The 11,101-nt window shown below is 68.5% G+C and carries 9 protein-coding genes; 7 read left to right on the top strand and 2 right to left on the bottom strand.

Features of this window, described 5'->3' with window-relative positions; genetic code table 11:
* Positions 1 to 46: 46 nt before the first annotated feature.
* From O3W51_RS33305 to O3W51_RS33280, 6 genes are all read left to right on the top strand, one after another.
* A complete protein-coding gene (locus O3W51_RS33305; protein WP_269288156.1) occupies positions 47 to 1,108 on the top strand; it encodes a hypothetical protein in 1,062 nt (353 codons plus the stop codon).
* 953 nt (positions 1,109 to 2,061) lie between these two features.
* Positions 2,062 to 2,283 (top strand): hypothetical protein, encoded by a 222-nt coding sequence (locus O3W51_RS33300; RefSeq protein ID WP_269288155.1) that lies wholly within the window; start codon positions 2,062 to 2,064, stop codon positions 2,281 to 2,283.
* A gap of 89 nt (positions 2,284 to 2,372) precedes the next feature.
* A complete protein-coding gene (locus tag O3W51_RS33295; RefSeq protein ID WP_269288154.1) occupies positions 2,373 to 3,179 on the top strand; it encodes an XRE family transcriptional regulator in 807 nt (268 codons plus the stop codon).
* The gene (locus tag O3W51_RS33290) at positions 3,176 to 4,120 is read left to right on the top strand and encodes a hypothetical protein (protein WP_269288153.1); all 945 of its coding nucleotides are present in this window, start codon (positions 3,176 to 3,178) and stop codon (positions 4,118 to 4,120) included. The genes O3W51_RS33295 and O3W51_RS33290 overlap by 4 nt, the downstream gene beginning before the upstream one ends.
* Before the next feature lie 152 nt (positions 4,121 to 4,272).
* The gene (locus tag O3W51_RS33285) at positions 4,273 to 5,640 is read left to right on the top strand and encodes a hypothetical protein (protein ID WP_269288152.1); all 1,368 of its coding nucleotides are present in this window, start codon (positions 4,273 to 4,275) and stop codon (positions 5,638 to 5,640) included.
* Between the two features lie 147 nt (positions 5,641 to 5,787).
* Positions 5,788 to 6,066 (top strand): hypothetical protein, encoded by a 279-nt coding sequence (locus O3W51_RS33280; protein WP_269288151.1) that lies wholly within the window; start codon positions 5,788 to 5,790, stop codon positions 6,064 to 6,066.
* On the opposite strand, the gene O3W51_RS33275 is transcribed toward O3W51_RS33280, so the two are convergent.
* Positions 6,063 to 8,753: an ATP/GTP-binding protein gene (locus tag O3W51_RS33275; protein WP_269288148.1), complete on the bottom strand. Its 2,691-nt coding sequence runs from the start codon at positions 8,751 to 8,753 to the stop codon at positions 6,063 to 6,065. The genes O3W51_RS33280 and O3W51_RS33275 overlap by 4 nt on opposite strands.
* Before the next feature lie 192 nt (positions 8,754 to 8,945).
* Between O3W51_RS33275 and O3W51_RS33270 the strand changes: the two genes are divergently transcribed.
* Positions 8,946 to 9,242: a hypothetical protein gene (locus O3W51_RS33270; protein WP_269288145.1), complete on the top strand. Its 297-nt coding sequence runs from the start codon at positions 8,946 to 8,948 to the stop codon at positions 9,240 to 9,242.
* Here O3W51_RS33270 and O3W51_RS33265 read toward each other — a convergent pair.
* Positions 9,236 to 11,029 carry a zeta toxin family protein gene (locus O3W51_RS33265; RefSeq protein WP_269288143.1) on the bottom strand — a complete coding sequence of 598 codons (1,794 nt, stop codon included), beginning with the start codon at positions 11,027 to 11,029 and terminating at the stop codon, positions 9,236 to 9,238. The genes O3W51_RS33270 and O3W51_RS33265 overlap by 7 nt on opposite strands.
* Positions 11,030 to 11,101: the final 72 nt, after the last annotated feature.

Here is an 11,101-nt window from a genome sequence, read left to right as displayed (position 1 = left end):
GCTGACGCCTCGCCAAGGTGAGGGTGCCCGTCGTTTGCTGAGATACGTGGGCGGGTTGCCGCTTGCTGGGGCCGATCCGCAGCTCCTCGCGGCGGTTATCGCCATCCGTGCCGCCCGGGGTGGAGTCGGAAACTTCACCGGTCAAGACCTGCAGGCCTTGCGGCTGACCGATGCCGCAGCTGCCGTCGCCGCGGTGGTCGCTCTGGGATGGCATCCCCAGGGTGACCTGCTAACAGGCGACCCGAAGACACCCGTGACCGTCTCAGTGCCGGAACTGGCAGACGAGTCGGACCCCAAGCTTCCCCTCGGGAAGCAGATGCGGACCCGGATCTCGGGATGGACCACTCGAACACTCGCCGCGAAGCCGCTCAAGAAGGCGTCACCGGCCGCACGGTTGGCCGCGCTGTTCCTCGCCGCCCACAGCTCCCGCGACCGCTGCGGCGTGCTGTCCACCGATCTTCCCGAACACTGCCGCGCCGCTCTGCCCGAACTGCTCGCCACCGGGTTCCTGCTCGAGGTGGATGACACCGTATATCGACTCGCCGAAACGGTGCGGCACCTGGCCGGCCAGTACGGCTCCTCCCACAACGACATGCCGGACGAAGGGGTGCCTGCAAAGGTGCTTGCCCAGGCGGCAAGCGACCCACTGCGCTGGGATGTCTGGAAGGATCAGGCGAGCGTGGCCTTGCGGAGGCATGTGGAGGCGGTGGAGAGCTGCCGGCTGTGCAAGGTGCGCCCGGATCGGGTGGCGGAGGCCTTCATGAGCAACGTCGTCCCTACCCAGATCTGGTCCAAGACGCTCAGCGCCTACGGCCTGTGGAAATGCAGCCAACCCGACCGCGGCCCGCGCGCGGCACAGTGGGCTGCGGATTTCCGGGCGGCACACGGGCATGGCCCCTCCGTCAAGCAGTTGTGCGACGGGCTGGGATGGGGACAGCAGAACCGGGACTTGCGGAACTTCATCGTCCAGCGGTTGATCGCCAACGAATGGCTGACCAACACCGGGCCGGTGCCTTGGACCCTGCGCCCGGGAAAGGCTGCCCAGACAGTCACCTCCGCCGCTGCCCCAGCGGTGCCCGGTGGATGGTCGGACCAGGGCGTTCGGTGACGAGGGCCGTGGCTCCGGGCGTCCGTGAGGCAGCCCGCAATCGCACCTGCTCCGATTGCCGTGCGGTGCCGGGACGAAAGTGCGCGCCCGACCGGGCGGGACGCTCTCAGCTGCACCGCAGCCGGATTCGTGATGCTCAGCGCGCGATGGAGCCTCTGCCACCGCAGCGGATCCTGCCGCCGGGGAGCTGGACCCGGATGGCGCGGGATCACCGGTGGTCTCCTGGCACTCCTGGATGACCGTGCGGAGCATGGCGGCGAACTCGGGGTCGGTGCCCTTGCGAGTCGCGACGCTGCGCAGGTAAACCTCGGCACCCCGAAGGAGACCGGAACAGGTGTGGCACTACACCGAGGCGCGGTGAGCCCGCGCTCCAGGTGATAACTCCAGGAGTGGACGTCCGTGTCCTCGTGTGGACCGACGTGCGCGTGCAGTCCGGCCCGGGGAGGGGGTAGGGCTTCGATTTGGCGCGGGCCGCCCGGTGGTTGCGATGGAATCGGCGCGGAGGAACGCCGACCCCCAGGAGGCGAAGAAATTCTCGGACCGTCCGACGGTGGGGGCAGGGTGCTGGAAGGTCTGGTTTGCTCCCGCCCGGACGGGGGTTCGGGCGGGAGCAGTGTGTGGTCCCCTTTGGTTCTCAGCACGGGGCCGACACGGCCTTCCGGACAGGAAGGTCCGACGCCAGAGGCGCCTGCTCTCCCATTGGCGGGTGTTTGGGCCGCAATTACAAGGAGTATGGGGAACTTCACCCCCAAAAGCAGTCAACACGGCATCATTCCGCATCCTCGCGGCACGCGACGTGCTCGGTGCCTCCAGGCGCCCACGGGCATTGTTCTGTAATCGCAAGATCACGTGGCGTACTTGCCTGCCCTCCCGGCATGCTGACGTCTCGGCTCCTTGATGGCGCGTCAGCACCGCCTTGGGGACGCCTTCCGGACTCAACGAGGAAGGTTTCGATGTCCAGTAAGCAAAAGCTGACCGTGATCGTGCTGATGACGGTCTTCTCATGGAGCGTGGTGATGGCTGCGCTCGGGCAGCTGGCCGCAGTGGCCACGTTGGTGCCCTCGTTGGGCCTGCTCGTGCAACAGCTCGTCCAGGTGTTCGGCGGTGGGGACTCGAGTCGCTCCGCTGACGTTGCCTCCCCGAGGGCGCGACATGACGAGGAGCGCACCCAGTGATTGCATCCTCCCCGCCGCCTGAGCGGCCGGCGGGAGCGCCTCCTGGCCGGCGCGGCCGCAAGCCAGAACCGATCTGCGCGAGCGTGGGTGTGTCCCACCGCGCCTGGCTGGAGTTGGTGCGTGCGGAGCTTTTCGCCAGCAGGCTGACCCTTCATGAGCTTGGAGAACTCGCGGGGTTCTCCAAAACCCGTATGTCCGAGCTATTGAGGGGCAAGGGCGTCTACCCGCGGTGGAAGACCACGTACCAGGTGATCCATGCGTTGGGCATGCAGCCCTGGCCGATGCGACGCTTGTGGGCGGCAGCGGCTCGGGAAGCCCAGAAGAAGGAGACATGGATCAGTAACTGCATCAATGGGGTCGGCATTGCCGAGATGCTCGGCGTGGCGCCCGTAGATCATCGGGGCTTCACCGAAGGCAACCGCGCCCCCTACACGGCGTACGCCGAGGCCTTCCTGTTCACCAACGAGCGTGCCTCCTGGGTGGTGAAGGAAGCCTTCGACATGTTGTGGCTGCGCTGGGATGCAGTTCTGGCGAGTCCGGACGTGCGAAAAAGTGCCTGGAAGCTCTTCCGCGGACGGGTCATGGAACGCGCCGGCCACACGGAGGGGCGTCCCGACCTGCGCCCCCTCGCCTTTACTGGCGCGCATGACCACACTTCGGACCTTGCGGCTCAGTTCGCTCGGGTCGGCGAGCTGCTTGCACTGTTCGAGGCATGCCGAGACCTGCCCGACACCCAGCTCGACGTGATGGTCCTGAAGTACTACGGCGGCCTGGACGACACCGCTACCGCCAATGTCCTGGGCGTCCCGCTCGCCGCTGTGTGCTCGGCCGATCGGTATGCCAAGCGCACGTTGACCCGCCTCCTCAACCTCCCCCCGGGACGGACATCTCAGTGACCACGATCGATGAACTTCTTGCCCGTGTGCTCCTCCTCAAGGAACCCGATGTGCCCGGAGATATCGTTCCGCACGACGACGCTTACCCCTCAGCCCCGCCAGACCCTGTCAGGCTGTCGTGGGACAGCAATGAGGACCCGGCTAACGGTGCAGCTGCGGACAACCTGCAGTTGCTGTGCGACATCCTCGTAACCATGACCGCAGCGATCTCGCTTCGGGACTTCATCACCGACCGGCTGCCAGCACCGAGTGGAGCTGTGGTGCTCGGCTGCATCTTGCAACTGGCCGATGATGAAGACGGTGCCCGGTTCTGGTGGCAGTACGCTGCCGGCGCGGGCGACGACACCGCGTCCTACTGCCTGTACTTGCACCATCTCGCACTCGGAGAGGTGGAGGCGGCCACCTGGTGGTGCAAGCAGACGCGCATTGACACGCAGCCCATCCCCACCGTCACCATCTCCCAGGGGCCCCAACTGCCCGATCATCTCAGCCTGGACTCCAGTACCCCGACCGTCCTGCGCGTCCTAGGCCGGCTCGTCAACCGAGCTGCGTGCTCCAGGACCGAAGTCTTCACCGCCGTCATGGACTACGTTCCCAGTGCCGTAGCGGTCGGTTACGTGGATAACCCGGACATCGAGATCCCCTTGCCGGGACCGCACTTCGCCGAACACATCGGCATCATCCTCACTGCGGCATCTGCCATCAGCGACGGCCCGCACCGGACAACAACCGATTTCCTTCCGGCCCGCCATTCGGAATCCCCCCGCGCTGAGCCCGCCCTATCCAAGGACGCAGTGCACGGTGGCAGCCGGTGGCGGGTAAGGGCGGGATCCCGCGACGACTTGCCTATACGCAAGTCGGCAACTTCCGCCAGATCCCAGCCCAAAGTCCGACCGGCGTCGGAGACCGGCCCCGTCAAGCTGGTCTGCCATTTCGCCTAGGGAGTCGGTGATGACCGGCCAGCTCTCGCAACCCCTAGATGGCCCCCGGCGCGTACGGGATTGCCGGCATAGGAGCGCGAGCAGGGCGGCCGGTGTCGGTGGCGCACCCTACTGTTCGTGATGGGTGTGTACGGGCAGGGGAGGATTCGCTTATGGCGTTGGACTTCGACAGTCGTAAGGCTCCGCGGAATCATGCGGATCTCAAGCGGCTCGTTCAGGCCGTCCGCAAGGCCAGCAAGGCGGACGAGAGTCTCTGGCTTGAGTGGAAGGGGTCGCTTGACCTCAACCCGGCCGACAGGGGCGACAAGAGCGGCCGGGCTCACGTGGCTCGGGCGATCATCGGCTTCGCGAACCGTCTCCCCGATGAGGCCGGTCGTTTCGCTGAAGGACACGGATACCTGCTGGTCGGCGTCGATCACGAGCACATGCCGGGTGTCGAACAGCACGACATCACCGAACTCGTTCGATGGATCGAACCGTACGTCGGCGAAGAGATCGGTTGGCGGCCCACCTACGTGGAGGCAGAAGGAGAAACCGGGACGGTCGCCGTCCTGGTTGTCACCGTTGACCCGCCCCGGTGGGGGGATGCCGTCCACTGCATGCGCAAGGAAGCCCCCCATCCGAAGCGGGACAAGAGCATTCCAGAGGCCGCTGTCTTCATTCGTGGAAGTGAGGGGACGACACGCCGCGCCATGGCCCGTGACCTCGATGCGCTGAGCCGGCGCCTTCTGCATCAACCCCTTTCCATGGACCTTGAGCTGCAGGTCAAGGCTGGAGCCGTCGGCTCTCTGTCGTGCACTGAGGACGAGATCAAGACCTGGCTGAAGGGGGAAGAGAAGGCGGCCCTCGCGTCGCTGCTGGCGCACCAGGCGAAGAAACCTCAGCGTCCGCCTTTCAACAAGTTCGCGTACCAGCCCATGCCGGGTCTCATGGAGATGCGGGAGACGCGCACGCCTGAGCAGTACCTCCAGGCCGTGCGCAGCTACCTGGACAAGTGCCGCGACAAACTGCCCAAGGCGATCGAAGAGGCCACAGGAGCCCGCCTGACGCCGTTGGCCCTGCGATTGATCAACCTCGAATCCACCAACTTGGAAAACATGCAGGTAGAGCTTTACATCCCCGGCAATGTTCTGGCCATAGAAGTTGGATCGGACACGGTTGCCGACAATGAGCGCTTCCCAAGATCGCTGCCTTCACGGCCTTACTACGGCTCGGTCGACCGGTTTCCCGCTGCCGCGCTCTTGACGAGCCGATATCCCACCCCTTGGGCAGCGGGCGGCCGGCGCGCCTCCATCCACATCGACAACAGCGGTTCGGCACGCCTCCAGCTTCCGCCGGTGCACCTGCGCCCTGGCCGGTACGTCGACCTCGAACCGTTCGTCGTGGTGGGTGCCCACGACGAAACCGGGCCGATCACTGCTGAATGGTCGGCCACCTGCACAAACCGTGACGGGAACATGGCCGGCTCGGTGACGCTTCCGCGGGCTGCACCGAGACCCTTCTACGAACTCTTCAGCTAGGGCACACGCCCAGGACAGGAAACGGTCCACGTGATCGGGCTGATTGCGGTAGCGATCCGCCGGGGGCGATGCCTGCGCCCTCGGCGGCCGCGCTACCGTAGGGGGCCAACCATTCGCCTCTGATGATCTTGCTTCGAGGAGCTCACCGTGCCCGAGGACCCCGTCGCCCACGGCGAGCTCGCTGCTCTCACCCGCCGCTTCGAGCAGGCGCAGGACAAGAGCGACCGTGAATTTGGGATCATCAAGAGCGACCTGACCGCCGTTCGACTCCAGGTCGGCAACCTGGATCAGAAGGTCGACAATCTGGACCAGAAGGTGGATCTGCTCGCCGGTGAGGTCCGTGGGCTCGCCGAGACGATGAAGCGCAACCAGGCACAGATCATCGAGCTGCTCTCCGGCCTGGTAGGCAAGAACCCCAACGCCTAGAGCGCGAGGCGGGTGCGCCGGGCAAGAACCAGGGTGTGCCATCGGTCGCGAGCGTGCGGCTCTCCGTCGATCCATCGCGTGCCGGAGATCGGTGTGATCGGTAGCGGAAGGTCGCCCATGAAGTGGGCGATGTCGAGGTAGTAGGCGTAGTCGCCGCCGCGGGTCAGGCCGCGAAGCCGGCTGATGCCAGCAGCCAGGCCGTCGTCGGCGCCCAGGATCGCGTGGTGGAAGCACAGGGCAAGGTCCAAGGTGGCTTCCACTGAGGCGAGACCGGCGACGGTGATGTCGGTGCGTAGCTGGCGGGCACGTTCTTCCACCAGGGTGTCGCTGGTGCCGGCGTCGCGGATGAGGGCGGCGATGCGGGTGGTGAGGGTGGTGGCGCGCAGGTCGAGGCCGGTCAGTAACTGCTGCGCGAGGTCGAGCTCGTCATCGGCGCGCTCGGGGTCGGTGAAAGCGATAACGAAGGCGCGCTGAGCTTGGGCGGTGGCGCGTTCGCCGGCGACACCGTGCACTTCGGCTTCGGTACGCGCAGCGCCGTATGAGGCGGCGGCTTGTTCCATGTCGCCCTGGACCCACCACACGTCGCCCAGGACCCGCTGTTGGCGGCCCTTCCAGCCCAGGGTCTGCGCGGCCGCGTAGGCGGTGGGGAAGTCGCCGGCCAGCCGCGCGAGGTGGGCCAGGCCGCGCCGGGCTGCAGGAGCGAGCCGGCCGCCGCCGTCGGCGACCAGCTGCATGCCACGACGGGACTCGCTGCTGCGGCCGAGGTCGCGCTGGGCTTTGGCCAGGTAGTACACGGCCAACTCAGTGAGGTCGTCGGGCAGGAGTCCCGTGGCGACGACGGCGCTGAGCCGAGCGGCGGTGCGTTCGCGGTGTTCGTGCTGGCGGCGGGCCAGCGCGCTGAGGGTCTCGACCAGGGCGTCGGCCGCCGTCTCCAGCGGTACTGCAACCCGGTGCTGGGGCGCGGGCGGGGCCAGCGGCTCCCACACCGAGTCGCCGACGTACTGCCAGGTGGCCTCGGCGAGCCAGCCCAGGTCCAGGCGGAAGTCCCGGGCGACGGCCAGCCCCTGGCGCAGGCACCCGACCAGCAGGGTGCGGCCGGGCGTCGGCGTGATGGCCCACTGCTCGCCGAGGGCGGCGAAGGCGCGCTCTGCGGCCTGCTGCCAGTCGTGCGGGGACCAGCGATCGTCGGTCTGGTCGTCGGCGGTGCGGATGGTGGAGCGGATCAAGGCGTGCAGGTGGAAGGGCCACAGACCGGCCGGGTTCTCCCGCACGAAGGGCCGATCCAGCAGCCGCAGGGCCGGCGCCTCGTGGGCCAGGCCGGCGGCGCGGGTGGCCAGGACCAGATCGAAGGCGTCCAGGAGCGACACCGAGCGCAGAACGTGCCGTTCGTCGGGGGTGAGGTCCTGCAGGGTGCGGGCGATCAGCGCGGGGAAGTCGACGTCGAAGTCGGCTGGCTGCGGGCTGCGGCCGGTGCGGCGGATCTCCAGGAACCGCATCACCGCCAGGTCCAGGTACAGCGGCAGGCCGTGGGAGCGGCCGGCGATGACGGCGCGCAGATCGTCGCCGATCAGCGGCTGCCCGCCGTGGATGAGACGGCGGGCGAGGTAGTCCTCGCAGTCTTCCGGGCTGAAGTCCCCGATCAGGACCTGCTGGGGGTGCGCGGTGGCCGGGCCGGCGGCCGCGGGGCGGGGTGCGGGGACATCGCGGGCGGCCAGTCCCGGCCAGGCTGCGGGCCCGGTCCAGTCGAGCTGGCCCTGGAGGGATTCCTCGGCCCATTGCAGCCGGTTGCGGCCGGTGATGACGAAGAGCACGTTCGGCATGAGCCACACCACGCGCTGCAGGAGACGTTCCAGATCGCGGTGGGTGCGATCACCGGTGTCCTCGAAGGTATCCAACAAGACCACCGGCACCACCCGGCGGCCGGCCGGGAGCTGGGCGAGCTCCCAGGCCAGCAGGTGCGGATAGTAGGACAGGGCGTCCAGGTCCGGGTCGGCCTCCAGCAGGTCCGCCAGCCGGGAGCAGCCGGACAGCGCGCGCACGGACTGGCGGCGCTCGCGCAAAGCGCGCACCAGCGACCCGGTGACCTGACCGACGACGGATCCCACCGTGCCGGGCAACAAAAGCGCCTGCGCGACATCGCCGAGCGCGGACTGCATCTGCTCGGGCAGCGCCTTGCCGAACCGGGACGCCAAGGTGCTGCGGCGCAGATACTCCTCCAGCGGCTCGCCGGGGTGCTGGTGCTCCCAGTAGCCGCGCAGGGCGATGTCGAACGCGGGCAGAGGACGGCCGAGGCCAGCCAGCGCGAGGCGCAGGGTGAGGATGACGCGTTCGAAGTCGGTGCCGGCCGAGCGGGCGAGGTCGATCCGTACCGGCAGGATCCGCACACCGGTGGGCCAGGACGGCTCGCCCCATTGGGCGGGGCGCTGCCCGGTGTCGGCGAGCGCGGCCTCGAGCTTGCGGGACAGGGTGGACTTCCCGATGCCGCCGACGCCGTGGAAGACCAGGAGGTTGCGGCGGGGTGCTTCGAGGTCTTCGACGTTGAAGGCCGGGTCGGCGAGGTGCTGCAGGTGGGCGGTGAGCGCGGCCGCGACGGTCTGCCACTGGCCCTGCCGGTTCGTGAACGCCTCGTCCGCGGCCAGCTGCCGGTCGTTCGAGCTGAACAGCGCCCTCAGGTCCCGACCTGCCACCACAACCCCCGATGATCACCGGCTCCCAACCTATGCCCGCCCAGAGCCTCTTGGGGAAGCATCCCTGAAGGCGGGCGCCGCTGCGGCTGATTCCCGGGCTCTGACCGGCACCCTTGCGGCAGTGCCGGTGGGGGAAGGGACTGTAGGCCATCAGACAATGGCCCCCATTGCCCCGATCCGAAGGTGGTTGCCATGTCCGACCCGGTAGACCCGCAAGGACCCCCGGATTTCTCCGCGCTCGCCGGCCCGGGAGCCGGACAAGAGCAGCGCGCGTGGGACGCGATCCAGCAGGTGGTGAGCTGGTACACCGCGCAGTTGATGACGGAGCGCCGCACGCCGGTGCCGGACGCGGAGCGGGTGGAAGAGCTGATGGCGGCCCGGCGGGCCGCGTTGGCCGATCAGCAGCGGCTGCCGGATGCTGAACCCCGTGAGGTGGCCCGGCTCGCGGGTTACTACGCGCAACTGCACGACGACCTGAAAGGTCAGTAGGCGCGGGCCATCCGGCAGGCCGGCAACGCCGGTACGGACCGTGAGAGGGAGATCCGCCGGGGCAGCAGGTGGTCGGGGAACAGCGGGCGGGCCAGCGCGGCGATGGCGGGCAGTTCCGTGCGGTGCTGGGGCAGCGCGGCGTGCAGGGCGCGCTGCCGGGTCAGGAACCGGGCCGCCTCCGGTCCGGTGTACAAACGTCTCTGTTCCGCTGCCAGCGCCCGCGCTGCCGTACCGGTCGCAACGGCAGCGCCGGGGTCGGTGATGGTTTGGTCGAGGTGAGTCAGGGTCTGGCCGTCCCTGCTGAGGACCAGCATCGAGGAGATGGCCGGATGGTTCTCGGCGCCGCGCACCGCCGCGGTGACCGCGGCGAAGCACGTGTCGTGACCGGCTGCGGAGGTGAACCGGGTGGAAACCCCGATCTGCTGCGCGGCGGCGTAGCGGTGGGCGGTGGCCTGCCGGCTGTCGGCCGCCCGCACCGCCAGCACCACCAGGTCCACGCGGTAACCGGCCGCATGGAAAGCGGCGGCACCCTGCAGGAGATCATCGGCGTGGCCCGGGGCGAGCTCGATGATCACATCCCCGCGCCGGGAGCGGACGTAGGCCTCAGCTTCAGCCACCCATGCCCGGTAGTCGGCGCGGATCGCGGCTCCCGCGTTCCGGGGTTGGTCGATCAGCAACTGGTAGTAGTCCGGGTGCATCGCCTTGAAGCTGTCGCCCGTGATGCGGGTGGGGCGACCCCGCATGGCCCGCTGGACCAGGTTGGCCGCCTGGGTCTTGCTCGCGCCCGGTTGGCCCATCACGTAGGTCGCAATGGGCTGTTCCTGGGCGGTGATGTCAGGTAGCAGGGTCGGCACGATCAGTTCGTCGAAGATCCACTGGTGCTCGTCGGCGGACAGCCGGTGGTAGTCGATGCCGGGCGGCTGCGCGGTGGGCTGGGCGATCCGGCGCACTGGCTCGGCCAGGGCGAAAGCCCGCTCGGTGTCCGCGCGCACCACCAGGCGCCGCCCCTGGGGGACCTGCTCATCGTGAAGGCGCTGTTCAGTGCTCGACAGGCTGTGGCGGAACCGTGCGGTCTCCGATGCCTGCCAGGGCCGTCCCTGTTCTGCTGCAACGGTCTGGGCTGAGCGGGCCTGGCCGGTCCAGGCGCCGTCGATGAGTTCGTTGGCGTAGAGCAGTTCGGCTCCTCGCCGCAGCACCGTCATGCGGTCGGCCAGGTGCTCGGCGTCAATCGTGGCCAGCGTGTCCAGCATGCGGTGGGAGCAGCCGCGGAGGTTCTCCCACGAGACGTAGCGCCCTTCGTGGAGGTAGCGGTCGACGGCTCCCAGCAGGCTCCACGCCTCCGCGGTGGCCACCACCGCCACCTCGATGCGGTACCCGGCCTGCCGGTAGGTGAGCGCGGTGGCCCGGAAGGCTTCCGGGGGATCGGCCAGCGCTGTTTCCACGACGACGTCGAACCGGTTCTGCCGGGCGTGCAGTTCGACCTCGGCCTGCCAGCGGCGCGTATCGGGCCGGACCGCGATCCCGGCCTTGCGGTCGTCCGTCACCAGCAGCGCGGCGTACCCGGGGTGGCAGGTCTTGTACAGGTCGCTGCTGATGCGGACCGCACCGCCGCGTCGGCTCAAGGCCTCGTGCACCAGGTCGGCAACCTCCGTCTTGCCGCTTCCGGGCGGGCCGGCCACGAAGACCGCAACGGGCCGCTTCTGAGGGGCCGCGTCCTTCGCCCACGTCGGCAGGATCACCGTGGTGAGGATGTGCCGATGCTCCTCGTCAGGCAGAACGACCGCCACGGGCCGCACCTGGGATACCGCGCCCCGAGCAGCGCCCGGAAGGAGCGCTGCTGCGAGGTCCCTTTGGACCTG

The organism is Streptomyces sp. H39-C1, assembly GCF_027158125.1.
Classification (GTDB): Bacteria; Actinomycetota; Actinomycetes; order Streptomycetales; family Streptomycetaceae; genus Actinacidiphila; species Actinacidiphila fildesensis.
Note: the sequence above shows the minus strand (reverse complement) of the source record. Positions and strands in the feature narration are given on the sequence as shown.

Coding starts and splice junctions, on each gene's coding strand:
- O3W51_RS33285 (WP_269288152.1), top strand. CDS start 4,273: ATGGCGTTGGACTTCGACAGTCGTAAGGCTCCGCGGAATCATGCGGAT.
- O3W51_RS33300 (WP_269288155.1), top strand. CDS start 2,062: ATGTCCAGTAAGCAAAAGCTGACCGTGATCGTGCTGATGACGGTCTTC.
- O3W51_RS33270 (WP_269288145.1), top strand. CDS start 8,946: ATGTCCGACCCGGTAGACCCGCAAGGACCCCCGGATTTCTCCGCGCTC.